This is a genomic window from Streptomyces sp. SLBN-118, assembly GCF_006715635.1.
GTDB lineage: Bacteria > Actinomycetota > Actinomycetes > Streptomycetales > Streptomycetaceae > Streptomyces.
Genome location: NZ_VFNP01000002.1, coordinates 363094 through 387307, shown reverse-complemented (window position 1 = coordinate 387307; position 24214 = coordinate 363094). Strand labels below are relative to the sequence as shown.

Genomic DNA, 24214 nt, shown 5'->3' with positions numbered 1-24214 from the left:
CGCGGCAGGCGCGGCGCTGTGTGCCAGAGACTTTCGCGCGGGTGCGCGCGTCAGACCTTGGCGGGTGTCCGCTCGTCCTCGGCGGGCGCGGAGTCGGTGAGGCCGAGCCGCCCGTGCACCGCGCGCAGCGGCCTCGGCGCGTACCAGGCCGTACGCCCCAGCAGCCGCATGGCCGCCGGTACGAGTACCCCGCGTACGGCCACGGCGTCGATGAGGATCGCCAGCCCGCTGCCGAGCCCGAACATCTGGATGAAGCTGACATTGGCCGTGCCGAAGGCGAAGAAGCTCACCGCGAGTAGCCCGGCTGCCATGGTCACGATCCGTCCGGTGTGTGAGAGCCCGCTGGTGACGGCGGTCTCGGTGTCGGCGCCCGCGTCGTGCAGCTCCTTGATCCGGCTGGTAACGAAGACCTCGTAGTCCATGGACAGGCCGAAGGCGATGCAGAACATGAGCACCGTCATCGAGGTGTCCATCGGCTGTGGTGTGAAGCCGAGCAGGGACGACAGGTGGCCGTCCTGGAAGATCCACACCATGATGCCGATGGCCGCGCTGAGGCTGATGGCGTTGAGGACCAGCGCTCGCAGTGGCTGGACCACGCTGCCCGTGAACAGGAAGAGGATCAGGAACGTGCTGCCCGCGACGAGGCCTATGGCGGCCGGGAGCCGGTCCGCGATCGAGGCCTTGGAGTCGATGAGCCGCGCGTCGGTTCCGCCGACCAGGGCCTCGGTCCCGGCGGGCGGATCCACCGCCCGCACGTCCTTGACCAGGTTCTGTGCCTCGCCCGACTTGGGGGTGAGGTCGGTGACGACGGTGATCCGCTGGGCGTCGGGCCGGCCCAGCGCGGCGTTCGCGGGCCCGGGCGGGGCGAAGCGGCCGTCCCGGAAGGTGCCGGCGGAGGTCTCCACCCGGACCGCGCCGTCGAGCCGCGAGATGTCCGTCGCGTACGTACGCAGGCCGACCGGGGTGACCGGGCCGCCGGTGACGATCTGTACCGCCGACTCGTCGCTGCCGGTGAAGTCGCTCTTCACCGCGGTGGCGACTTGCCGGCTCTGGGCGCTCTCCGGAAGCACTCGCTCGTCCGGCGTGCCGAAGGAGACGCCGAGCAAGGGGCTCGCGGCGAGCAGCAGTACCGCGAGGACCGGCAGAGCGGTCAGGGCGGGCCTGCGCATGACCGTGCGGGCCAGCCGGCCCCACAGGGGCGCCTCGGCGCTGCGCACGGTCTGCGCCCAGGGCAGCCGGCCGTTGTTGACCCGGTGGCCCAGCACGGCGAGCAGCGCCGGGATGACGAGCAGGGCGCTGACGGCGGCGACGGCCACCACGCCGATGCCGGCGTAGGCGAAGGAGCGCAGGAAGTATTGCGGGAAGACCAGCAGAGCGGCGAGTGCGGCGGCGACGGTGGCCGCGGAGAAGGTGATGGTCCGCCCAGCCGTCCGTACGGTGTGCCGGAGCGCTTCGGGGACGGGGGCGCCCTGCGCGAGGTGCTCCCGGAACCGGCTGATCATGAGCAGGGCGTAGTCGATGCCCAGGCCCAGGCCGAGGGCCGTGGTGAGGTTGATCGAGAAGACCGACACGCTGGTGAGGCTGCCGAGCACATAGAGCTCGGCGAAGGTGCCGACGATCGCGATCAGCCCGATGACCAGGGGCAACAGTGCTGCCACCACGCTGCCGAACGCGACCACGAGCAGGATGAGGATCAGTGGCACGGCGATGCTCTCGGCGAGCACGAGGTCCTTGGCGACCTGGGTGGGCACTTCGTCGCCGACCGCGGCCGATCCGCCGGCCTGCACCGTCAGCCCGTTGTGGTCGCCGGTGTACTCGTCGATGATCGCCGAGGCGTTTTCGCCCTGCTCGCTGTCGTCGCCCTTGACGTGGGCCAGTACCAGCGCCTCGTTCCCGTCCCGGGAGGTCAGCGCCGGGGTGGGGCTGTCCCAGTACGAGATCACATTCGCCACGGTGGGTTCGCCGCGCAGCTGCGAGGTGAGGGCGTGGCCGCCACGCTCGGCGGCGGGGGAGTCGATGGCGCCGTCGTCGGCCCGGACGAGCAGGACGAGGTTGCTCTCGCCGCCGAACCTCTCGTCGATGAGTTCCTGGGCGCGGGCCGAGGGCGCGCTCGGATCCTCGAATCCGCCGCCGAGGAGCTTGCCGAACGCCCCGAAGCCGATGGCTCCCATGGCGATCACGGCTACGACGGTGAGTGTCAGTACGAGCCTGCCCCGGTTCAGGGCCAGCTCAGCGATTCTGTCGAACATGGTCATCACCTCACCGATGTTTACACCATTAACTTCGACGTTGGCACACTATGTTAATGGCGTCAACTTCGGGCAGGATGGAGTCATGGAATCGACCAGGGGCAGCAAGTCCCGCTACCACCACGGCGACCTCCGCAACGCGCTGATCGAGGCCGCCGTCGAACTCGCGGCCGAAGGCGGCCCCGAGCGTGTCGTACTGCGTGAGGCGGCTCGCAGCGTCGGCGTGTCACCCACCGCCGCGTACCGCCACTTCACCGGCCAGGGAGATCTCCTCGAGGCGGTGAAGATCGTCGGCCAGCAGGCGCTCGCCGACTCGATGGCCGAGGCCGTGCGCGTGCTCCCGGCGCTCGACGACCCGGGTGAGCAGGCTGTTCGCAGGGCCGAGGCGATCGGGCGCGGGTATGTCCGGTTCGCAATCGAGCACCCTGGGCTCTACCGCACCGCCTTCTGTCGTACGTCCTTGGTGCACAGCAGCGACTTCACCGGCCTCGAAGCCCCCGAGACCAGGCCCGAGTACGCGGCGTTCGTGCTGCTCTCGGACACGCTCGACATGCTCGTCGCCGCGGGCCGGATGCGACCGGAGAACCGGCCGGCGGCGGAGGTTGCCGCCTGGTCGGCCGTCCATGGTCTCTCCCTGCTCATCCTCGACGGCCCGCTCACCCACCTGCCCCCCGACCAGCGCGACGCGGTCGTCGACCGCACCCTCACCACTCTCTCCGCCGGACTGACACGCTAGTAGGCGTCCTCACCTGGCGCCCCACCGCGTGGATGGTGGTGAGGACCATGTGGCGCGGACGCGCCACATGGTCCTCAACGCCCTGTCGGCACGTTCCGCCCTGCACCTCTGCCCGAGGGCTCGCGTGCCACGGCGAGATGCGCCCAAGGGCGTTGCCGTCCGCCGCTCACGGCTGCGATCCCGGTCTCGTCGTAACGGGATGTCGCAAGGGACCAGGCGAGGTTGCCCGCCATCAGGTGACCCATGCCCTCCACGTAGTGCTCGATGTGGCCGCGCACCTCGGGAAGCACGCCTCGTTCGCTCAGCGTCTTGGGGAGAGCCGCCGCGAGCTGAGCGAAGCGGGCCAAGTGCGTGTTCGCGCGGGCGGCGATGCACTCGACGGACTCTTCCAGGGTGCAACGCCGCTGCTCACGAAGGATGATGACGCTGTTGTTGACATCCCCGGCCGCCAGTTCCTTGACCAGCGAGACGATGTCGTTGACGAAGATCACCACATCGCCGGTGATCTCACGCATCTCACGCAGCGGGAAGGAGTCGTGCAACTCGTCCGGAAGCGTGTAGCCGCCGCATCGCTCGGTGAAGTCGAGGCAGGGCTGTACCCCTATGGAGTCCCGCCGGACCCTGAGGAACTGTTCCAGGGAAGGCAGGCGTTGCGCGTTCCGGTTGTGTGCTTCCCCCAGGTGGGCGGTCATGTAGGCCCGCCAGTGCGTACGGAACCGGCGTTGCCAGTTGTACGGTGTGCCTGACGTCGCCCGGCGCCAGATGTCCTCGAACCCCTGGACGAGCGGCGGGCCTTGCTCGCCGGACACCTGAGGCGGGCCGTCCGCCTTCATGGTCCCTACGAGGGATGCCACCACTGGTTCGATGGCTTCGGGCCGCATCCCCAGGTGCCCGTCGAACTGGTCGTCGAAGATGAAGAACCAGGCGTTGAAGTCAGCCGCGAGCTCAAGGTCGTTGCCTGTGGCGTCGGGGTAGAAATACGCCATCAGCCGTTCGAGCCGCAGCGCGTCGTACTCCGCGGTCGCGGCTTCCCCCATCAGTAGGCCCGTCTCCTGCAGCCACTGCAGTGAGTGCCGCCGTGCGCGCTCCGCATGGGAGTTGAAGCGGGCGGGAAACGGAATCCTGATTGCTGCGGTGCGCCGCGTAGGGTCGGTGGGCACCGTGTTCGGGCCGAAAGTCCTCGCGTTCGCCATTCACACCCCCTGGGTGTCCGCGGCGCGTCCCGCCGCGACGAAGCAGACTCAGGGCCTGTCGTTTGGATCAGACCCTAGCGTGTTCTCGCCATCCCTCGAGGCTAGACGCCGCTTCACCCGTACAGCCGCTGTCGTCGGGTGCGATGTGGCGCAATACCAGCGCACGCGACCGCGTACGCGCCCTCTTCGGTGGAACATGAGCGAGGCGGAGTGAAAAGGGAAGCGCCGTGCGGTCACCGGTGTTACCAGAATTTCGTCCCCATGGGGCAAAAGCTTCCCCGACGGGCTACGGACCGTCTCCAAGGGCGTACTCTTCGCGTACTTGGACGACATACGGTCGAAGGAAACGGATGTGACCTACACAGGAGACCGGCCGGGGCGACCGCGTCGGCTACTGCTGGAACGTGACGCGGAACTCGCGGCAGTGGATGCTCTGTTGACCGACCTGAGCGGATCGTCCCCGGGCTCGGCCGCACCGGGCACGGGCGGCTTATTGACCTTTGCCGGGCCCGCCGGACTCGGCAAGACCACACTTCTGACAGAGGTGCGGAGGAAGGCCTTGGCCCGTGGCTGCACCGTGCTTTTCGCCCGCGGAGGAGAGCAGGAGCAGGGCGTCGCCTTCCACGTCGTACGCCAGCTCGTCCAGCCCGTACTCGCGGCAGCCACCGAGAAGGAACACCGCAAGATACTTGGCAGTTGGTATGAGATCGTCGCCCCTGCGGTCGGCCTCGTGGCGGGCACGAACAACGGCTCACCCGATCCGCAGGGCGTGCGGGACGGCCTGGACTGGATCGCCACCCGCTTCGCCGTGCAGCAAGCGCCGCTGGTGGTGATGCTTGACGACGCTCACTGGGCCGACGCCGAGTCGCTGGCCTGGCTCACCGGCTTCGCTCCGCGGGTCACCGAACTCCCGCTGCTGCTCGTCGTGGCCTACCGGTCCGATGAACTCCCGCCTGACGCTGCGGCGTTCGGCAGGCTTGCCGAACGCGACGGATCGCGCCCCTTCGACCTCGTACCCTTCACCCCCGGTGCGGTCGGCCGCATCGTCCGGGACACCCTGGGTGAGGAGGCCGACGAGGGGTTCTGCCGCGAGGCCTGGGCGGTCACCGGAGGAAACCCGTTCGAGACCGTCGAACTCACCGCCAGGGTCGCCGATCGCGGGCTGAAACCGCAGGTCGTCCACGTGCCCGAACTGCGGGAGCTCGCCTCCGACGTGAAGGGCGGCGGGCTCGTCGAGCGGTTGGAGCGGCTCGGCACCTCGGCCGTCCGGTTCGCCTGGAGCGCTGCTGTGCTGGGCGCCGGCGCGTCCCGGAACCTGGCCGCGAGCGTCGGTGGACTGGGCGAGGCGGAGTCCGCCGACGCCGTCGCCCGGCTGCGCCAGGCCCGCATCCTCGCCGATCCGGCGCCCGACGCCCCCGAGGACGACCGGTTGGAGTTCTTCCACCCGCTGGTTGCCACCGCCGTATACCGGGCGATCCCCGCGGCGTTCCGCGTGGCCATGCACGGCCAGGCCGCCGCTGTTGTCTCCAGCGCGGGCCTGGGCGCCACCACAACGGCCCGGCACCTGCTGGAGGTGCACCCCGAGAGCGACCCCTGGGCCGTGCGGCAGTTCCGCGAAGCCGCCCGCGAATACCTCAGGGCAGGTGCTCCCGAGGCCGCGCGGCGCTGCCTCGCCCGGGCCCTGCGCGAGCCACCCGCGCTGGAGGAGCGGGCCGATGTGCTGTTCGAACTCGGCTGCTCCGCCCTGCTGACCGAACCTGCGACCACGGTCAACCATCTGCGGGCCGCATTGGACGAGCCCGTCCTCGACCCGTCCCTGCGCGAGGCCGTCGTCTACCGGCTGGCGCAGGCCCTCGGCCACTCGGACCGGATGGCCGAGGCCGCCGAGACGGTTGCCGAAGCCGCGCGGGAGGCCACCGACGCCAGGACCCGTCTGCGCATGCAGGCGGAGCAGTTCATGTGGAACGCCTTCCGGGCCGACGAACAGGACTCGCCCGCGCGCTCGCGAAAGCTGGCCAGGCTGGCCACACACCTCACCGGCCGGGGCCTGGCGGAGCGGTACATCCTCGGGCTGCGTGCCTGGGACGCCATGGTGCGCGGCGAACCCGCTGCCACCGCGCTGCACTACGCGGAAGAAGCCCTCGGCGACGGCCTCAAATGGACCGACGAGCAATGGGGTTTCGAGGTCCCCGTCCTGGTCGCTCTCACCTTCATGTACTGCGACCAGCCCGGGCGAGCGGAGGAGCTCTTCAACAAGGGCATCGCGGAATGTGAGAGCAAGGGCTGGCGCGGAGCCCATCTGTCCTTCGGTTACACACTCCTGGGGTATATCCGCTATCGCCGCGGATGCCTTGACGAGGCCGAGAACCTGGTCCGCGGAGGACTGCGCATCGCGGACAGGGTCGGGCACCAAGTGCCCGCACAGTACTTCGCCATCGGCATCCTCATCGAGATCCTGCTCGCCCGCGGTCGCACCACGGACGCCCAGGACCTCGCCACCACGTACAGATACGGCGATGTCGTGCCCAGTGCCGTGGTCTATCCGGACTCCCAGACCGTCTACAGCGAACTGCTGCTCGCACTCGGTATGCGCCGAGAGGCCGAACATCAGCTTGTCCGGGTCGGCATGCGGCTCGAATCGCGCGGCATGCGCAACCCTGCCTGGTGCCCCTGGCAGCTCCACCTGGCCGAGGCACTGAAGGCCCACGACCCGGGACGTGCCCTCGAGTACGCATCCGAAGGAGTCCACCGGGCCCGCCGATTCGGTACCCAGTCCGCCATCGGGCAGGCCTTGCTTGCCCAGGCCTCGGTGGCCCACGGCGGAGAACGGGTCACCCTGCTGGCCGAGGCAGTCGAACACCTCGAGCGCTCCCCAGCCGGCTACGACCTGGCGCGTGCGCTGGTGGACCACGGCATTGCACTGCGCCATGTCGGACTGCCGCAGGACGCAGCCGAGCAGCTCCACCGCGGACTGGAAGGCGCCGTTCAGTGCGGGGCCGACGCCCTTGCGGCGCGGGCGCGCGAGGAGCTGGACGCGGCTGGTCTGTGGCCGGTCCAACTGCGTACCACGGCCACGGAGTCGCTCACAGCACAGGAGCGGACCGTGGCCGAATGGGCTGCCCAGGGCTGGTTGAGCGCTCGCATCGCGGAGGAGCTGGGCGCCCAGGAGGCGGAGGTGACGCGCCTGCTGTCGGACATATACCGCAAGGTCGGCTCCGATCAGGCGGGCCTGTCACGGCTCATCGGGAGGCAGGGTGAGGCACGGCCGACACAGCCTCAGTGAGCGGCGAGTGGGCGCTGCCCCGGTCTGTGCCTTCCGGTGTTCCGTCCGCCGGGATACCAGGGCAGTCGTGTGTGAGTAGTCTCCGTCCTGCACCGGTGCACACAAGGACGAAGGGACTCCCGTGTCAGACCTGCGACTTGGCGTCGTCGGGCTCGGCCTTCGTCGCTCCATCGCCATCTGTGCCCACTGGCCGGGACAGGGATCCGTGATCCCTGGCGACCTGTTCCTTGCGTGAGGGCGGCGTGCCGTACGACGTCCCGGCCCTCGACCCGGAGCTGATCGCGTACTTCGAAGGCGGTCAGGTTCGCTAGGCCTGTCTCTCACGTGCCAGGCATGATCCGGAAGAGACGCCACGCGCCCCCTGCCAGGGGCCCGCGTGGCCGAGCAGGTGCGGGCCATCCGTGCGAGGCGCCGGGCCCGTCCGGCATGGTGCCCTGGTCCGTGGCGCCCCGCGGCGGATGCTGATGCCTCCCCCAGCAGGAGAGGCCCGTGAGTGATCCCAGCCTTCGAGTGACCCCAAAGCGGACATCCGTGGCGGCAAATGATGACATTCCCGCTCCCGGGGTCATCGGTATCGGACTCGCCGCGGTGCTGACGTTCGCGCTCGCCCAGGGTTCGTGGCAGTGGTTCGCCACGTTCATCGGAGTGACGCTCCTTGCGGTCATGCTCGCCTTCCAGCGCCGGGCGGCGTGGACGCCGGACATCCGCTCGGCGTACATGCGCAGCCTGGTCGCGTTCTCGCTGGTCGTCGGCCTGTGCGTGGCGGTCGCACTCGCACCCCTGCTGCAGCGCCGAGCCTGGCTGTTCCCGATGCCCGGTACGCGCAGCGAGTGCGGCCTGATGGGCAGGTACCAGGCCCTCCAGGCGAAGGCCGCGCTGGGGAATCTGGCCGGCAGTGACGGTGCTGCCCTGGCGTTCGTACAGGACGTCCAGGCCCGCAAGGCCGTTGCCGAGTGCCTGGCGGCCACGACGACTCTGTGGCTGCCGATGTATGGGGTGGGGGCGGCGGTGCTGGTGGGGGCGGCTGCGTGGTTCCGCGACCGGGCCCGGGCCCGGAGGGCTCCCGTCGGCTACTGAGGTAGGGGTCACCCGCCGTCATCCGAGCCGCGATGAGGGGCGAGCGCATTTTCGCGGGGCGCGGGGGTAGCCGGGCTCTTGGAATACGGGAGCGTTCTACGTCAAGGAGGCTCATCATGCTGCTGGCCCACCCTGCGGTGTTGAAGAACCTGACCGACGAGTACGAAATGCTGAGGGCTCTGCACGCCGAGAATGGCAGCAGCACCGTGCGTCGCCGCATGGACGATGTCGCCCACACACTGTGCGTTTCCACCGGGACTCGTGATGGCGATGCCGCTCTGATCGCGGCACGGCACCAGTTGCCTGGCGCCCGGCCGGGCGACGACTCGGTACTGGCCGAGCTGTGAACGCCGCGTGTCGTCCCCCCCCCGCTTCCTACGCTCTGTGCGGCGCCGTGGAGAGTGAAGCGAGAGGGAAGCGCCGGGGCCGGCGTGCCTGACTCTCGCGCTCCGGCCGGAGGTTTTCGGCAGCTCAGTGCAGGGCTTGGAGGGCTTGGGGGGCCAAGTTTTTGATCATGGTGTTGGTCCAGCGGATCTGCCGCAATGTCCGGGGGCGACACGAGGATGCGAGCTGCAGCAGCGCATCCTCGTGGGCGGCTTGGGCCCCTTGGACGAGCATTTCCCAGTACAGAGAGTTCCCCGTAGCCATCAGATGGAGGTGGCGCAGGTCGTACAGGAGCCGCAGGTCCGGTGGAAGCCGGGAGCCTGGGGCCCCGGCTGTCTCCTCGTCGGCTGCCGCCGCGAGGGAGGGCAGGGCGCGGTGGGGGGCTTGAGGTGGATCGGCGAGATTGAGACCGTGGTCGCGGCTTGCCTCGGCGATGCGGGATGCATGTTCGTGGGACCAGCGGGAGAGGTCGATGGCGACGTGGTGGACCTCGTGCTCGGCGCGGTGCCGCTCTGCTGCCGTGAGCAGCTCGCGCGCCAGGTGCTGTTCACCGAGGTGGAGAGCGCGCAGGGTGAGGGTGATGCCGTTCATGTCGTCTCTCCCCTCGTGCTGTTGGGGGGATTGCTCGACTGCCTCACGCGGGCGGTGGGTCCGCCCTCGGTGGCGCCAACATGGCCGAGGGGGGCGGACGCGGTCGTCGTTGGTGCGGGGGCGGGCGGTCCGGCGCCCCGTTGGACCAGCGTGAGGGCTGCGGCAGCGGTTTTGAACAGAGGCTGCTTCGATACGGGATCCCAGTCAGTGACGGTGGTTTCGTTGGCGGCACGGCCCGGTGTCTGGCCGCCGGGGCCGGCTGGGGTGTCGGTGTCCCAGTAGCCGTAGTGGAACGGTACGAAGAGCAGGCCTTGGCGAATGTCGGTGACGCGCAGGTGACCGCGGAGGGAGCCGCGGTGGGTGCGGACTTCCACCAGGTCTCCCTCGCCGAGTCCGAGGGCGGCGGCGTCGGTGGCGGAGGCTTCCACCCATACCTCAGGGGCGGCGGCGTTGAGCTGGGGCGCTCGGGCTGTTTTGGTGCGGGTGTGGAAGTGGTAAATCGTGCGGCCGGTGGTCAGTTGGAAGGGGTAGTTCTCGCTGGGTTCCTCGTGCGGCGGCAAGTATTCGGCAGGTTTGATCATGGCTTTGCCGTCGGGATTCAGGGATTGGTAGTCCACGACGCCGTCGGAGGCGCCGGTGACCAGGTCCTTGCCGTAGCTCTCGCAGGTGTCCGGGTGGGCCCAGCTGATGCCCTGGGTGTAGAGGCGTTCGGTGCCGTTGGGGGCTTGGGCGTTGCAGGGCCACTGGATACCGCTCTCGCCGCGCAGTATGTCGTAACTCAGGCCGGTATAGTCACAGGGGCGGCCGGCGCTGCACCGCTTCCAGGCCTCGAAAGCCCCTTCCGCGTCGTGCCAGCCTATGAGCGGTTCGCCGTCCTTGTCGCGGAAGTCCATGCCACGTGCGTAGTCCAGAAAGATGTCCAGGTCCGGTTTGGCTTCGCCGGGTGGCTCGACTGCCTTCTCCGACAGGTGCACGGTGCGGTCGGCGTTGGTGAGGGTGCCGGTCTTCTCGCCCCAGGTCGCGGCGGGCAGGACGACGTCAGCCAGTTGTGCGGTCTCAGTAAGGAACAGGTCCTGTACCACCAGGAACAGCCTGTCCTGGGCAAGGATCGATCGGATGCGGGCGAGTTCCGGCAGGGAGACCGCCGGGTTGGTGCCGCTGATCCACAGCATGCGGATCGAGCCCTGCTCGGCGTAGCGGAACATCTGCATGGCGTGAGTGGGTGGTGCGTAGTGAGGAATGGCGTCAGCCGAGACGTTCCACACTCCGGCCAGGTCGGTGACGTGCTGATCGTTGGCCCAGTTGCGAAAGCCCGGCAGGTCGCCGTTGGCTCCGCACTCGCGGGTGTTCTGCGCGGAGGGCTGCCCGTTCATCTGGAGCACTCCTGCGCCGGGACGCCCGATCATGCCGCGGATCAGGTGCAGATTGTTGACCTGAACGGCAGCGGCGGTCGCCTGGTGCGACTGGTAGATCCCTTGGAGGACGGTGGACAACAGGCGGTCAGCGACGCCGATGATTTCGGCTGCCTCGATGATTCGGGCGGCGGGGACGTCGCAGATTCCTGCCGCCCAGGCGGGCGTGCAGTCCTTGACGCGCTCCTGTAGGCCTTCGAAGCCGACCGTGTGGGCGGCAAGGTAGTCGTGGTCGACCCGGCCGGTGCGGATGACCTCGTGCAGGAGGGCGTTCAGCAGGGCCACATTGGTGCCGATCCGTGGGGCCAGGTGCACCGTGCTGTGGCGGGCGACCGGCGTGGGCCGGGGATCCACGCACACAAGCCGGGGCGAAGTGTGGCCTTCGAGCCGGTCCAGAATCCGCATCCACTGGACTGGCTGGGTTTCAGCGATGTTGTGCCCGAACAGGGCAATGGTGTCCGCATGATCGATGTCGTCGTACGAGCCGGGCTGCCCATCACAGCCGAAGGACTCCTTCAGCGCTTCTGCCGCCGTTGCCGTGCACAGGCGAGTGTTGCCGTCCAGATGATTGGTGCCGATACCGGCCCGCGCGAGAACCGTCAGCGTGTAGTACTCCTCCAGGAACAACTGCCCGCTTGTGTAGAAGCCGATGGACCCGGCACCCTGCTGCTCCAGAAGGCCCTTGGTGCGGGACACGATCCGTTCCATCGCAGTCGTCCAGTCCGACTCGACCAGTTGTCCGTCGTGGCGGATCATGGGCCGGGCCAGGCGATCTCCCGAACCGTTGGCCTGCCAGGCGAACAGATCCTTGGGCCCCAGCCGCCCGCGGTTGACTCTGTCCTGAGCACGGCCGCGTACGCCGACCATGCGACCGTCCCGGACCGCCACATCCATCGCGTCACCGTCGGAGTGCAGAATCGAGGCGGTCTGCACCCATCGCTCGACGTCGGCCGGATCGTTCTGCTCGGACAGGTAGGTGTCCACCCGGTACGGCCACGGCGCGCCCCGCGGGTACGGAGTACGACCGCCCCACGGATTGGCGATGCGGTCCACCGATGCGTCCATGTTCTGCCTCTTTCACCAGGCCATGCGCCATCCCCGTCCGGGTACCCCACGCTGCCCATCTCTAACGATCCGGCCGGACGACACGCAGTCCGCATCTCGTCCGTCATCGGCTGGAGACCAGCCTGGGAAAGGAGGCGGGCATCGCCCTCGTGTTCCCAGGCAGGGGAGACGCCGCGAGCGAAGGAGGAATGCCCCGCCAGGTCGGAATCGACGCGCACATCACGCGGACTGCGGTTGTGCTTCGTGCCGGGGCTGCCGGGCGGAACGACTGCCCGCGCTCGGCCGTGGCGGCGGCGGTCACCCCCTTCGGTGGCAGCAGCAGCTCTTCGTAGCGGCCGAGTGCGAGGACGATGCCCAGCATCGCTATCGGTATGAGTACGGCGATGAGTGCCATGGCCTGGTCCTTTCCTGGGGACTCTTCACGGGTCCCCCCTCCCATGGCGCTAAACCTCTGGAGATAACCGGAATTCTCAACTTCCCATCGAGACAGGCCAGTTGGGGTTTCAGGTGGCTCAGGCGTGTTACTCGCAGCACCGAGGAGCCATGGCGAATTCATCAGAGAACACATCCGAGAACCGAAGTGCGGCGGCAGAACCGGGCCCGCTGGAGCTGCTGAGCACAGCACGCGCCCGGCTGACTGAGCTCACGGGCATGGAGGCCGAATCGGTCTCGTCGTTCGTCAAGCGGGAGGACGGGTGGTTGCTGGAGGTCGAGGTGCTCGAAGTGCCCCGCATCCCCGCGACGACCAGCCTTCTCGGCACGTACGAGGTGACCCTCGACGCCCGGGGCGAGCTGACCGGCTACCGACGCATTCACCGCTACGAGCGCGGCCGGGCCGACCACAGATAGCCGCCCGCCGCGCACCCGACCGACAAGGAGGAGTGGCATCAATGACTGTTGTGCCGGCACAGCAAGCTCAAAGGGGAGGCAGTACCGGCCTCTACGACGTTCTGGAACTCATCCTCGACCGAGGGCTCGTCATCGATGTCTTCGTGCGCGTGTCCCTCGTGGGCATCGAGATCCTGAAGATCGATGTGCGGATCGTGGTCGCCAGCGTCGACACGTATCTGCGCTTCGCGGAAGCCTGCAACCGACTCGACCTGGAGGCCGGGCAGCGCAAGAGCCCGGGGCTCCCCGAGGTGGTCGGAGAAATCACGGAGTCCGGCGCGCGCGGTAAGTCCAAGGGCGTGCTGGAAGGTGCCGCGGAGAAGCTCTCGACTGCGTTCCACCCCGGCGGTGACGAGGAGAAGGAGAAGGAGTCCAAGCCCCGAACCAGGCGCACGGCGTCGTCGGCCAAGAAGGAGGCGACGGAATGAGCACGTATGTCTACGGCATCGCGAGGAGCTCGCACCCCAGCCTTCCGGACAGGGCCAGCGGCGTGGGCGACCCACCACGGCCGGTACGCATCCTGCGGCAGGGCCGGCTGGCAGCCTTCGTCAGTGACGCGCCCGATGATCTGAAGCCCAAGCGGCGCGATCTGCTGGCGCACCAGAACGTGTTGCGCGAGGCGGGCGAGGAGGGCACGGTACTGCCGCTGCGCTTCGGCGGCCTCTCGCCCGATGACCAGACACTGGCATCCGTGCTCGAGGAACGTGAAGATCATTATCTTGAGCGGCTGGCGGTACTCGACGGCAAGAGCGAATACAACGTCAAAGCCAGCCACGACGAGCAGTCCGTCCTGCACCGCGTGCTCGCGGACAACCCGGCACTGCGTGCGACGGCCGAGGCGAACCGGACCGCCGGCGGAGGTTCGCACCAGCAGAAGATGCAGCTCGGCGAGCGCATCGCGAAAGCCGTGCAGCTGCGCGAGACCTCGGACGCCGATGTGGTGCGGGCGGCTCTCGAACGGGCGGCCGAGGAAGTGAGCGCCGGACCGCACAGCGCCGGATGGCTGACGAACCTCTCCTTCCTCGTGGCCCGCACACGCGCCGCCGCCTTCCTGAACGCGGTCGACGAGCTGCGGACACACCAGCCGCACCTGGTACTGACGGTGACCGGGCCCCTTCCTCCGTACAGCTTTGTGGAGTGAGCGATGGGGCTGTTCTCAGAGTTGCTGATGCTGCCCGCCGCACCTGTACGCGGCACTCTCTGGGTGCTGCGGCAGGTGGTGGATGAGGCGGAACGGCAGTACTACGACCCGGCAGCCATTCAGGGCGAACTGGCCGTTCTCGCAGCGCAGTTGGATGCCGGTGAGATCGGCGAAGGCGAATTCGACCGGCGCGAGGACGAACTTCTGGAGCGGCTGCAGATCACGCAGAACAGAGAGCAAGGAACCCGATGACCACCGCAAGCAAGCTCCCGGACGCCTTTGGCGACTCCGCGGGCGCGAACCTCGCCGACATCCTCGAGCGCGTACTCGACAAGGGAATCGTGATAGCGGGCGACATCCGCATCAATCTCCTGGACATCGAGCTCCTGACGATCAAACTCCGCCTGATCGTTGCTTCCGTCGACAAGGCCAAGGAAATGGGGATCGACTGGTGGGAGGACGATCCTGCGCTCTCCTCGGGCGCCCGGCGCCGCGAACTGGCTGAAGAGAATGAGCGGTTGCAGCGCCGCATCACGGAACTGGAATCGGTTGCCCGACCCAGTGGGGACGGGAGGGAGTCGGCATGAACGAGCTGAGGTATGTGTACGCCGTGTCCCGCCCCTTCGGCGTGCCGCTGGGCGAAGATCTCCGCGGAGTGGCGGCCGCACGCCCGTATCCGCTGTTCCACAGGGACCTCATCGCCGTCGTGTCCGCGGTGCCCGCCGACGACTTCGACGAAATCCCGCTCCGTGCCCATCTCGAAGACCTCGACTGGCTGAGCGGGACCGCCCGCGCACACCAGGCCGTGGTCGCGGCCCTCGCTTCGCTGACCAGTCCGCTGCCGCTGCGGCTCGCCACCGTCTGCCGGGACGACAACGGGGTGCGACGGCTGATCGACTCGGGCCACGACCGGTTCGTCCGCACGCTGGACAGGCTCGACGGGCGCGTCGAATGGGGCGTCAAGGTGTATGCGGAAACTCCCCAACCCCGAGCTGCGGCTGCCGCGCCTGTGACCAGGCCCGCCGCCGCGTCGAGCGGACGCGACTACCTGCGCAGGCGCCTTCAGCAGCGCCGAGCCGACGAGGGAACCTGGGAGCGCGCCGACGCGGTGTCGCGGCGGCTGCACGAGGTACTCTCGCGCCACGCGGAGGCGGACAGGCTGCACCGCCCGCAGCAGGGCCGGCTCTCCGGGTCGCCCGGCCACAACGTCCTCAACGCCGCTTATCTCGTTCCCCGTGAAGAGAGTGTGGCCTTTGTGCAGAGCCTGGACGAGCTGCGACCGCAGGAGCCCGGAATACGAGTGGTGTTGACCGGGCCTTGGGCCCCGTACTCCTTCACTGGCGAGTTCACGCTCGAGCCCACGGTCGGGGCGGGTGACCGGTGACCGCCCCGGCGCCGCTTGCCCACCGCGAAATCGCGCTGGTCGATCTGCTCGACCGGCTGCTCGCGGGCGGCGTTGTGATAACCGGCCACATCACCTTGCGGATCGCCGACATCGATCTCGTACGCATCGATCTCAATGCGCTGGTCAGCTCGGTGAACGAGCGAATCGCAGTCCCTTGGGAGGAGCACACTTGAGCGACAGGCGAAGGGTCACCCTAAATCCCGACACCGTCGAACGCGATCTCGCCGCGCTGGTCCTGACCGTGGTGGAACTCCTGCGCCAGCTCATGGAGCGGCAGGCGCTGCGCCGCGTGGAGGTGGGGGACCTGACCGAGGCGCAGGAGGAACGGATCGGGCTCACCCTGATGCTGCTTGAGGACCGGATGGAGCTCCTGAGAGAGAAGTTCGGCCTGGAGCCGGAAGACCTCAACATCGACCTGGGGCCGCTGGGGCCGTTGCTGCCCAGGTGATGCGAGGCGGTTCGGCTTGTGACCCACCACTGTTCAGCCCGCCTTGTGGCCCACCAGCGGCGGAGTGGGCTCACCGCTGCCCTGCCGTACACCGCGCAGGAACTCCTCGATCGCCTCGGTGGAGGAACGGGTGGGCTGCCAGTCCAGCTCGCTGTGCGCGCGAGACGTATCGAGGAGAGGCAGTCGCAGCACCGCGTCGAACAGATGGGGTGACGCCGGTGCCAGATGCAGTCCCCAGGCCGTCGACAGTGCGGCGCGCACCAGTTGCCGAGGCACCCGTACGACCTTGGCCTGAAGAAGCTCGCCCAGCACCTCCGCGTCGACGGGCGGAACTCCGGCCAGGTTGAACGCGCCCCGCACGTCTCGCAGCACGGCCTGGAGGTAGGCCTGGGCCGCGTCGTCGGTGTGCAGCACCTGGAAACGCAGGCCTTCCAGGGCCGGTACGACGGGCAGCAGAGCAGGCCGGATCAGCGGCCCGGGCATGAAGCGGCCGCCGAAGATGCGCCGCTGTTCGCTCGCAGCGCCTTCCTTGAACAGGAATCCGGGCCGCATCCGCACCACGCGGATATCCGGATGCTGCAGCTCATAGGTGTCAAGAGCCCGTTCGAGATAGGCCTTCTCGCGGCAGTACGCGGCATCCGGCCAGCCGTGGGTGGGCCAGGATTCATCGACACCGGGTTCCGTCTTCGGCCCCGGCGAATACGCGCCGACCGAGGACGCGTGCACCAAGGCGGGCACGCCGGCAGCCGCGACGGCCTCGAAGACCCTCAGCGAGCCGAGAACGTTTGTTCTCCATGTGACCACCGGGCCATGGGTCGGCTGGAAGCGCCAGGCCAGATGAATAACCGCGTCGGCCCCTGCGAACAGGTCTGTCAGCCGGTCCGTGTCGGCGTCCTGGGCCAGATCCACGGCGGCCCACTTCGTCTTGGAGGCTGTCATCTCGGGAACCCTGCGCGCGAGTCCCAGTACGGAGGCGATCCGGTCGGCGTCCGCGAGAGTTCGCACGACGCTGGTACCGACGTTGCCGGTGGCCCCGGTGACGACGACCCGCAGTCCTGATTCCGGGCTCATGGGGTACTCCCTGCCGTTGGTGACGACCCCCCGGCCTTGGGGTCTGTCGTTTGGATCTTGCCGGGCTCGCGTGCCCTGCTCCGCGGCGGGCCGCTCACTGATCCGGCCTGATCCAAACGACAGACCTAAGGGCTGTCCCGCAATACCCGGCGGATGAGCGCGCGGCGTCAGATGCGGTGCATCGCAAGGCGGAGAGTCGTCCTCATACTGGGCGTATTCGGGCCATTCGACAACGCAGCGAGGTGCCGTAGCTGTCGTCGCGCGCCCGGCGGGTATTGCGGGACAGCCCTTTAGCTCCGAGTCCCCAGGAATAGGCCGGCGAAACGGGAGCGGATCGGACTCCCGGCCTGCCGGTCTCACGGGGAGTAGTCACGCGACCAATTCTGCGGGTCAATACACCTGGGCCGACACGCCGAGGCCACGCCGCGGACGACGTCAGCGCGGCGGAAGCTGGTCGTACGTCTTGAAGGTGTAGTACGCGGACAAGGTGATCGCGTTTCCGGCCTTCGCCGGGAGGCCGAGCCGGTTGTTGACGAGGCCGCCCAGAGGGCCACAGCCGCCGCCGGCGCGCTCCATGCTGATCTCTGCCATCATGCGATGATGATCGAGTATGAATCGTCCGTTCGTCGCCCGCTCTTTCGCCGTTCCGAAGAGGGGGAGTTGATCGATGTGGCGGGGGTCGAGCACTTCTTCCGGCTGACCGCCGAGCACACCGAAGGCCGGTTCGCCTTTGAGGAGTTCACCCTGGGACCGGGGATCGTCGGCGCCCGTCCCCATGTCCACCGCGGACACGACGAGTACTTCTACGTCCTGGAGGGGGAGTTGACCCTCCACAACGGGGACGGTGAGGTGACTGCCGGCCCCGGTGACCTGTTGGCCGCGGTGCGCGGCACACCTCACGGATTCCGCAATGCCGGCACGGAGACCGTGCGAGCTCTGTGCCTCTACACTCCTGCCGGTTATGAGGGGTACTTCCGCGAGGTGCACGCGGCGGTGGCCGAAGGCGCCGAGGTGACTGACGAACTGCTGGCGGAGTTCCGCGGACGGTACCGGACGACCTCCGCGGGCTGAGTGTGTTGGCCGGTCGCAGCCTGGTGTTGCCCACCACCCCGCAACCGCTATGACAGCTGGTTGAAACGCCGGTTGCGGAGGCCGCGCAGAACGGGATGGCGGTTTTGGGCCGGGGCGGTACTCTACGCGCGACGGTGGGGGCCGGCACCGGACCGGGGGCGGGGGACATGGCTGAAGGACGTCCGTACGACGAGGAGTTGGGGACGCTTCTCGAGGAGTTGAAGCGGCGCAGCGGGCGTCCCTGTTCGTGATGGGCGGCACACCCCGGTGGGCCGCCCCGAACGGCCCGGCCGGACCGTACGAGGACGGCTCCCGTGCCGCCCCGCCGGACAGCCTCGCCGACTGGGACGCCTTCGTAAAGGCTGTTGTCCACCGGTATCGGGCGCGCATCGACGCGTACGAACTGTGGGTGCTGGCCAACGATCGCCGTTTCTACAACGGCAGGGTCGAGACGCTGGTCGAGATGACCCGTCGCGCCGGCCGGATCATCAGGGCAGCCGACCCGAAGGCGACCGTGGTGTGCCCGGGGATGGGGCGGCTGTGGGAGCCCGGCGGCTTGGCGGTGCTGCGGCGCTTCGCGGAGCTCGGCGGCTACGGTTACTGCGACGTCGCGGGAATCAAGCTCTATCAGCGCACGGCATCGGACCCGCCGGAGACCATGCTCGGTCTCACCAGCAAGGTGGACCGGGTCCTGCACGCCGCCGGGGTCCACCCACGCCTGTGGAGCACGGGAACAATGTACGAAATCCCGCTGCAGGGCTCCTTGGACAGCGTGCGAGCGACCAACTACGCCGTTCGTTTCTATCTGGTGGGCCTGTACGCGCACGCGGTGAACGTGGAACGCATGTACTTCTACAACTGGGGCGGGACAAAGATTCCGATCGTGCTGCAGGCCGAAGGCGGCCCTCCGACACGGGCGGCGCTGGCCGTGGAGCAGTTGCAGCGCTGGCTCGTCCACGCCCGGATCCGCTCGTGCGGTCACGGCCTGTCGGCCAATCTGCCCGGCAATGTGTGGCAGTGCGAGTTCACCGTCTCGGATCCGCAGCGAAATCACCCGGCCGTCATCCGCTGGACCGATTCCGGCACCGCCGCGATGACGGCGGAACCGGATGCCAAGGCCGTACACCGGCTCGACGGTGGGACAACGCCGGTACGTCCCGGAGACACCCTGGTGGTCAGCGAGCAGCCGGTGCTCGTCGAGCGATGACCGTGAGCCCGGCGCGTGGGTCCTGACGGCTCCCTTGGCGAACACCGTCCTCGCTTTCCTCCCTCCCGTCGACGTCATGGTGAATGAGCGTCCCCGAATCCGTCAGCGGAACCCCCGTCCCACCCCGGCGCGCTGCGACGATCTCCGCCGCGATGGACAGGGCGGTCTCCTCGGGGGTGCGCGCGCCGAGATCGAGGCCGATCGGGGAGTGAAGTCGTGCCAACTCGCTGTCGGCGAGTCCGACTTCGCGCAGGCGCCGGTCGCGGTCCTCGTGGGTCCGGCGCGAGCCCATCGCGCCGACGAACGCGACAGGCAGCCGCAGGGCCGTCTCCAGCAGAGGAACGTCGAACTTGGCGTCATGGGTGAGTACACACAGGACGGTTCGTTGGTCTGTCGCGGTACGCCGGAGGTAGCGGTGCGGCCAGTCGACCACGAGGTCGTCGGCGTCGGGGAAGCGGACGCGGGTGGCGAAGACCGGCCGGGCGTCGCACACGGTCACGTGGTAGCCGAGGAACTTGCCCGCCCGTACGAGCGCCGCCGCGAAGTCCACGGCGCCGAAGACGATCATCCGGGGAGGCGGCACTCTCGACTCCACGAACAGTGTCACGCCGTCCGGGCAGCGTGACCCGTCCTCCGCGATCTCGACGCTGCCGGTGCGGCCGGTGTCCAGCATCGCGCGGGCTTCCTGTGCCGCCGTCCGGTCCAGCTCCGGATGTCCGTCGAGGCTGCCCTCGTACGATCCGTCGGGGCGGACGAGCAGCGCCCTGCCCAGCAGTTCGGCCGGGCCACGGGCCACCCGGGCGAGCGCCGCCGCCTCTCCTCGGTCCGCGGCCGACACGCCTGCCCGGAACACTGGCACGTCCGCGTGCACTGGCGTCACCAGGACTTCGATGACGCCGCCGCAGGTGAGTCCCACCGCGAAGGCGTCCTCGTCGCTGTATCCGAACTGTTCGCGCACCGTTCGGCCGTCCTGGAGCGCCTGGACGCACAGGTCGTACACGGCCCCTTCCACGCAACCGCCGGAGACGGAACCGATGGCGGTGCCGTGACGGTCGACGGCGAGGGCGGCGCCGGGACCGCGCGGTGCGCTGCCGCCCACGGCCACGACGGTGGCGACGGCGAAGTCCCGGCCCTGCTCGAACCAGCGGTTCAACTCCTCGGCGATGTCAAGCACTTGGTGCTTCCTCGGACGCCCGACGCCTGGCCTCGTCCGCCGCCCGCAGGACGCGGTCCGGACGGATCGGCAGGTCGCGGTGGCGTACGCCGGTTGCGTGCCACACCGCGTTGGCGATCGCGGCGGCGACGCCCACGACGCCGATCTCGCCGATGCCCTTGATCCCGACCGGGTCGTCCGGGACGGGGTCGTCCACCCAGTCCGCCTCGATGAGTGGCACGTCGGCGTGCGCGGCGAAGTGGTAGCCGGCCAGGTCGGCGCCGACGTGGCCCCCGGAGGCCTGGTCCCTGATCGCCTCCTCGTGGAGGGCCATGGACAGCCCCCAGGTCATTCCGCCGATGAGCTGGCTGCGGGCAGTGAGCGGGTTGACGACGGTGCCCGCGGCGTAGATCCCGAGCAGCCGTCGCACACGCACCTCACCGGTGGTGACATCCACCGCGACTTCGGCGAACTGTGCTCCGAAGGAGTGCCGTTCCTTCTCGGTGAGGGCGCCGATGGCCTCGGCGGTGTTCGACCGGGCGGTGATCCCCTCCGGCGGAATGCTTCCGCCCAGGGCCAGTCGCCCCCGCAGTTCGTCCGCGGCGACCGTCACAGCCCAGGCCCAGGAGCGCGTTCCCATCGAGCCGCCGGCGAACATCGCCGCGCCGAGGTCGCTGTCCGCGATGCGCATACGGATGCGGTCCGGATCCACCTTCAGCGTGTCCGCGGCGACCAGGGTGATCGCGGTCCGTGCCCCGGTCCCGATGTCCGCCGCGTTGATCCGCACGGTGAAGGTGCCGTCCGGCTCCGCGGTCACGGCCGCCGTGGACGGACCGGCTCCCGAGGGATAGGTCGCCGCCGCCGTTCCGGTCCCGAGCAGCCAGCGCCCCTCGCGGCGCAGGCCGGGACGCGGGTCCCGGTCCGCCCAGCCGAACCTGCGGGCGCCCTCCTCGAAGCAGGCGAGCACATTGCGGCTGCTGAACGGCAACCCCGACACGGGACCTGTCTCGGGTTCATTGCGTGCGCGCAGCGCGATGGGGTCGATGCCGCACTTCTCGGCGAGTTCGTCAAGGGCGGATTCGAGGGCGAAGGATCCCGGTGCCTCACCCGGTGCGCGCATCCAGGCCGGAGTCGGCACATCGAGCCGGACGAGCCGGTGAAGGGTGCGATGCGCGTCGGCGTCGTACATCACACGGCCCATCGAGGCGCTGGACTCGACGAATTCATGCACGGTCGAGGTAAGACTCTGCGCCTGGTGGTCGAATGCGCGCAGTCGGCCGTCGGTGTCTGCGCCGAGCCTGATCCGTTGCGCCGTGGGACTGCGGAAACCGACGAGGGAGAACATCTGACGGCGGGTCAGTACGACCCGGACCGGGCGGTTGAGGACGGTCGTGGCCATCACGGCGGCCACTTGGTGGGGGCTCATTCCCTTCGATCCGAAGCCGCCGCCGACGTGTTCGGACCGCACCCGTACGGAGGCCGGATCGAGGGAGAAGAGCTGCGCGAGTTCGCTCGCCACCCAGGTGCTGCCCTGGTTGGAGTCGACGACGTCGAGCCGGCCGCCGTCCCAGCGAGCCGTCGCCGCATGCGGCTCCATCGCGTTGTGGTGCTCCTCCGGTGTCGTGTACTCCTCGTCCACAACGACTGCGGAAGCGCCGAGTTGGGCCTCTACGTCCCCCTTCAGTGTCTGGGCCCGGACCATCGGGCTGTCCTCCGGCGTGTAAGCCTCGGAGTGTCCGGCGAAGAACGCGACGTCGTGCGGCTCCTGGTCGTACTGGACGACCAGTGCCTCGGCGGCCTCCCTGGCCTGCTCTGACGTCTCGGCCACGACCAACGCCACCGGCCAGCCCACAAAGGGCACACGGTCGTGCTGGAAGATCCCGAGGACCGGGTTCGGCCGTCCCACCATGCCCACGTAGTCGGTGTTCACGCGCGGCGCGTTCTGGTGGTGCAGCACGGTGAGGACGCCGGGCATGGCCAGGACGGGGCCGTCCTCCACGGAGCGGACACGGCCACGTGCCACGGTCGACAACACCAGCCATCCGTGGGCGAGTTCGGCGAAGGGTATTTCTCCGGCGTAGCGGGCGGTCCCCGTGACCTTGTCGTATCCCTCCACGCGGGTGCGGGCGGAGCCGATGGCTCCCGTCACGGCTGAGATTCCGGCAGTGGTGGTCATCGTGCGGCCTCCTCGGTCAGTTCGGTCAGCACCGCCACGACGAGGTTGCGTATCAACGTCACCTTGTATCCATTCTCGGGAAGCGCCTCGGCACCAGCCAGTTCCGCATCCGCCGCGGCGGCGAAGGCCTCAGCGCTCGCCGGCCCGCCGATCAGCGCCCGCTCGGCCGCACGGGCCCGCCACGGCCGGGACGCGACCGCCCCGAACGCGAGGCGCACTTCGCGTACCACGTCGTTCTGGATGTCGAGCAAGGCGGCGATGGAGCCGATCGCGAAGGCGTACGAGGCGCGCTCGCGTACTTTCCGGTACCGCGAGTGGGCGGCGACCGGGACCGGCGGCAGTGTGACGCCGGTGATCAGGGCGCCGGGGGGAAGGGCGGTCTCGATGTGGGGGGTGTCGCCCACGGGCAGATAGAACTCGGCGATCGGCAACTCGCCCGGCCCGTCCTCCGTTTCGTACGAGATGACGGCGTCGAAGGCCGCGAGCGCTACCGCCATGTCCGAGGGATGGGTGGCGACGCAGTGCTCGGAGGCGCCGAGGATGGCGTGGTTGTGGTGTTCGCCCGTGAGGGCCGGGCAACCGCTGCCGGGGGCACGCTTGTTGCAGGGCTTGCTGAGTTCGGTGAAGTAGCCGCAGCGGGTCCGCTGGAGCAGGTTCCCGCCGACCGTGGCCATGTTGCGCAGCTGTCCCGAGGCGCCGGCCAGGACGGCCTGCGCCAAGGCCGGGTAGTGACGCCGGACGGCCGGGTGGGCCGCAAGATCGCTGTTGGTGACGGTCGCGCCGATGCGCAGCCCGCTGTCGTCAGCGAATTCGATTCCGTCGAGGGGGAGTTCGCGTACATCGATGAGGAGGGCGGGCCTTTCCACGCCGGCCTTCATCAGGTCGACGAGGTTGGTTCCGCCGCCGAGGAAGTGGGCGTCGGGGGCGGTGCCGAGCAGGGCGAGGGCTCCCGAGACGTCGAAGGCGCGTTCGTAGCCGAATTCCCTCATGCCGCAGTCTCCTTGGTCTCGGCCTGAGCGGCTTCTGCCGCCTGCGCGACCGCCTGCACGATCGATACATAGGCGCCACAGCGGCACAGGTTGCCGCTCATCCGCTCGCGGATCTCTTCGGCGGTGAGGGCGGGGACGCCCGCTTCGGGCCGGACATCGTCGGACACGGCACTCGGCCAGCCCGCCGCGTGTTCCTCGATCACTGCGATGGCCGAACAGATCTGACCGGGTGTGCAGTAACCGCACTGATAGCCGTCGAGGTCGAGAAAGGCCTGTTGCACGGGATGCAGTCGCTCACCATCGGCGACGCCTTCGATGGTGGTGATCGCGCGCCCTTCGGCCGCGACCGCGAGCTGAAGGCAGGAGACGGCCCGGCGCCCGTCTAGCAGCACCGTGCAGGCGCCGCATTGGCCCTGGTCACAGCCCTTCTTGGTGCCGGTCAGATCGAGATGCTCGCGCAGGGCGTCGAGCAGGGTGGTGCGATGGTCGACGGGCAGCGTGTACTTCTCGCCATTGATGTTCAAGGTGATGGCGCTGGACGTCGATGGGGCCATGATCAGCCTACTTTCGCGTTGCTGATGCGCATCGAACGAGATGATCCCGGCAGACAGTCCGGGAGGGAGGGGCGATGCGGGTGAATGAACCGGTGACGATGGCGCCGGTCGGCCACACTGG

General features: G+C 68.8%; 25 protein-coding genes. 14 read left to right on the top strand and 11 right to left on the bottom strand.

What is annotated here, in order from left to right:
- Positions 1–50: 50 nt before the first annotated feature.
- Positions 51–2249, bottom strand: a complete 2199-nt coding sequence (locus FBY35_RS20235) for an MMPL family transporter (protein ID WP_142215418.1) — start codon at positions 2247–2249, stop codon at positions 51–53.
- An 85-nt stretch (positions 2250–2334) separates the two neighbouring features.
- Between FBY35_RS20235 and FBY35_RS20230 the strand changes: the two genes are divergently transcribed.
- Positions 2335–2985: a TetR/AcrR family transcriptional regulator gene (locus FBY35_RS20230; protein WP_142215417.1), complete on the top strand. Its 651-nt coding sequence runs from the start codon at positions 2335–2337 to the stop codon at positions 2983–2985.
- A 74-nt stretch (positions 2986–3059) separates the two neighbouring features.
- On the opposite strand, the gene FBY35_RS20225 is transcribed toward FBY35_RS20230, so the two are convergent.
- Positions 3060–4178, bottom strand: coding sequence for an isoafricanol synthase (locus FBY35_RS20225; protein WP_222123158.1), 1119 nt, complete (start codon positions 4176–4178; stop codon positions 3060–3062).
- Positions 4179–4530: 352 nt separating this feature from the next.
- Between FBY35_RS20225 and FBY35_RS20220 the strand changes: the two genes are divergently transcribed.
- From FBY35_RS20220 to FBY35_RS20210, 3 genes are all read left to right on the top strand, one after another.
- On the top strand, positions 4531–7461 hold the full coding sequence (locus tag FBY35_RS20220; RefSeq protein ID WP_142215416.1) for an AAA family ATPase: 2931 nt from the start codon (positions 4531–4533) through the stop codon (positions 7459–7461).
- A gap of 531 nt (positions 7462–7992) precedes the next feature.
- Entirely contained in the window at positions 7993–8538 is a 546-nt protein-coding gene (locus FBY35_RS20215) for a hypothetical protein (RefSeq protein WP_142215415.1), read from the top strand.
- Positions 8539–8654: 116 nt separating this feature from the next.
- A complete protein-coding gene (locus FBY35_RS20210; RefSeq protein WP_142215414.1) occupies positions 8655–8885 on the top strand; it encodes a DUF5133 domain-containing protein in 231 nt (76 codons plus the stop codon).
- Positions 8886–9009: 124 nt separating this feature from the next.
- Here FBY35_RS20210 and FBY35_RS20205 read toward each other — a convergent pair whose 3' ends face one another.
- The 3 genes from FBY35_RS20205 to FBY35_RS20195 form a co-directional block, all read right to left on the bottom strand.
- Positions 9010–9513, bottom strand: a complete 504-nt coding sequence (locus FBY35_RS20205; protein WP_142215413.1) for a hypothetical protein — start codon at positions 9511–9513, stop codon at positions 9010–9012.
- A complete protein-coding gene (locus tag FBY35_RS20200) occupies positions 9510–11990 on the bottom strand; it encodes a molybdopterin oxidoreductase family protein (RefSeq protein WP_142215412.1) in 2481 nt (826 codons plus the stop codon). Before FBY35_RS20200 ends, FBY35_RS20205 begins: the two co-directional genes overlap by 4 nt.
- Before the next feature lie 103 nt (positions 11991–12093).
- Positions 12094–12384: a hypothetical protein gene (locus FBY35_RS20195; RefSeq protein WP_142215411.1), complete on the bottom strand. Its 291-nt coding sequence runs from the start codon at positions 12382–12384 to the stop codon at positions 12094–12096.
- 149 nt (positions 12385–12533) lie between these two features.
- On the opposite strand from FBY35_RS20195, the gene FBY35_RS20190 reads away from it, so the two are divergent.
- The 8 genes from FBY35_RS20190 to FBY35_RS20155 are packed head-to-tail and all read left to right on the top strand — an operon-like array spanning position 12534 to position 15872.
- Positions 12534–12839, top strand: coding sequence for a gas vesicle protein (locus FBY35_RS20190; protein ID WP_142215410.1), 306 nt, complete (start codon positions 12534–12536; stop codon positions 12837–12839).
- A gap of 41 nt (positions 12840–12880) precedes the next feature.
- Positions 12881–13306, top strand: coding sequence for a gas vesicle structural protein GvpA (locus tag FBY35_RS20185; RefSeq protein WP_142215409.1), 426 nt, complete (start codon positions 12881–12883; stop codon positions 13304–13306).
- Positions 13303–14019, top strand: coding sequence for a GvpL/GvpF family gas vesicle protein (locus FBY35_RS20180; protein ID WP_142215408.1), 717 nt, complete (start codon positions 13303–13305; stop codon positions 14017–14019). The genes FBY35_RS20185 and FBY35_RS20180 overlap by 4 nt, the downstream gene beginning before the upstream one ends.
- Positions 14020–14022: 3 nt before the next feature.
- Complete coding sequence (locus FBY35_RS20175) at positions 14023–14271, top strand: gas vesicle protein GvpG (RefSeq protein WP_142215407.1); 249 nt, start codon at positions 14023–14025, stop codon at positions 14269–14271.
- Positions 14268–14606 (top strand): gas vesicle protein, encoded by a 339-nt coding sequence (locus tag FBY35_RS20170; protein WP_142215406.1) that lies wholly within the window; start codon positions 14268–14270, stop codon positions 14604–14606. The genes FBY35_RS20175 and FBY35_RS20170 overlap by 4 nt, the downstream gene beginning before the upstream one ends.
- Entirely contained in the window at positions 14603–15403 is an 801-nt protein-coding gene (locus FBY35_RS20165; RefSeq protein ID WP_142215405.1) for a GvpL/GvpF family gas vesicle protein, read from the top strand. Before FBY35_RS20170 ends, FBY35_RS20165 begins: the two co-directional genes overlap by 4 nt.
- The gene (locus FBY35_RS20160) at positions 15400–15597 is read left to right on the top strand and encodes a gas vesicle protein (RefSeq protein ID WP_142215404.1); all 198 of its coding nucleotides are present in this window, start codon (positions 15400–15402) and stop codon (positions 15595–15597) included. The genes FBY35_RS20165 and FBY35_RS20160 overlap by 4 nt, the downstream gene beginning before the upstream one ends.
- Positions 15594–15872, top strand: a complete 279-nt coding sequence (locus tag FBY35_RS20155; protein ID WP_142215403.1) for a gas vesicle protein K — start codon at positions 15594–15596, stop codon at positions 15870–15872. The genes FBY35_RS20160 and FBY35_RS20155 overlap by 4 nt, the downstream gene beginning before the upstream one ends.
- A gap of 33 nt (positions 15873–15905) precedes the next feature.
- Here the strand turns inward: FBY35_RS20155 and FBY35_RS20150 are convergent, their stop codons facing one another.
- Both FBY35_RS20150 and FBY35_RS36160 read right to left on the bottom strand, forming a co-directional pair.
- Entirely contained in the window at positions 15906–16943 is a 1038-nt protein-coding gene (locus tag FBY35_RS20150) for an NAD-dependent epimerase/dehydratase family protein (RefSeq protein ID WP_142215402.1), read from the bottom strand.
- Positions 16944–17378: 435 nt separating this feature from the next.
- Positions 17379–17537, bottom strand: a complete 159-nt coding sequence (locus FBY35_RS36160) for a hypothetical protein (protein ID WP_160159304.1) — start codon at positions 17535–17537, stop codon at positions 17379–17381.
- A gap of 3 nt (positions 17538–17540) precedes the next feature.
- Here FBY35_RS36160 and FBY35_RS20145 point away from each other — a divergent pair, with 3 nt between their 5' ends.
- Together FBY35_RS20145 and FBY35_RS20140 are read left to right on the top strand one after the other, a co-directional pair.
- Positions 17541–18014 (top strand): cupin domain-containing protein, encoded by a 474-nt coding sequence (locus FBY35_RS20145; RefSeq protein WP_142215401.1) that lies wholly within the window; start codon positions 17541–17543, stop codon positions 18012–18014.
- A 250-nt stretch (positions 18015–18264) separates the two neighbouring features.
- Entirely contained in the window at positions 18265–19221 is a 957-nt protein-coding gene (locus tag FBY35_RS20140; RefSeq protein WP_260848756.1) for a hypothetical protein, read from the top strand.
- Here the strand turns inward: FBY35_RS20140 and FBY35_RS20135 are convergent.
- Genes FBY35_RS20135 through FBY35_RS20120 form a run of 4 tightly spaced genes read right to left on the bottom strand, consistent with a single transcriptional unit; the run spans position 19190 to position 24093 of the window.
- Positions 19190–20395: an XdhC/CoxI family protein gene (locus FBY35_RS20135; RefSeq protein ID WP_142215400.1), complete on the bottom strand. Its 1206-nt coding sequence runs from the start codon at positions 20393–20395 to the stop codon at positions 19190–19192. The two genes, FBY35_RS20140 and FBY35_RS20135, sit on opposite strands and share 32 nt — an antisense overlap.
- Positions 20388–22550 (bottom strand): xanthine dehydrogenase family protein molybdopterin-binding subunit, encoded by a 2163-nt coding sequence (locus FBY35_RS20130; RefSeq protein WP_142215399.1) that lies wholly within the window; start codon positions 22548–22550, stop codon positions 20388–20390. The genes FBY35_RS20135 and FBY35_RS20130 overlap by 8 nt, the downstream gene beginning before the upstream one ends.
- On the bottom strand, positions 22547–23539 hold the full coding sequence (locus FBY35_RS20125) for a xanthine dehydrogenase family protein subunit M (protein WP_142215398.1): 993 nt from the start codon (positions 23537–23539) through the stop codon (positions 22547–22549). Before FBY35_RS20125 ends, FBY35_RS20130 begins: the two co-directional genes overlap by 4 nt.
- The gene (locus FBY35_RS20120; RefSeq protein WP_142215397.1) at positions 23536–24093 is read right to left on the bottom strand and encodes a (2Fe-2S)-binding protein; all 558 of its coding nucleotides are present in this window, start codon (positions 24091–24093) and stop codon (positions 23536–23538) included. The genes FBY35_RS20125 and FBY35_RS20120 overlap by 4 nt, the downstream gene beginning before the upstream one ends.
- Positions 24094–24214: the final 121 nt, after the last annotated feature.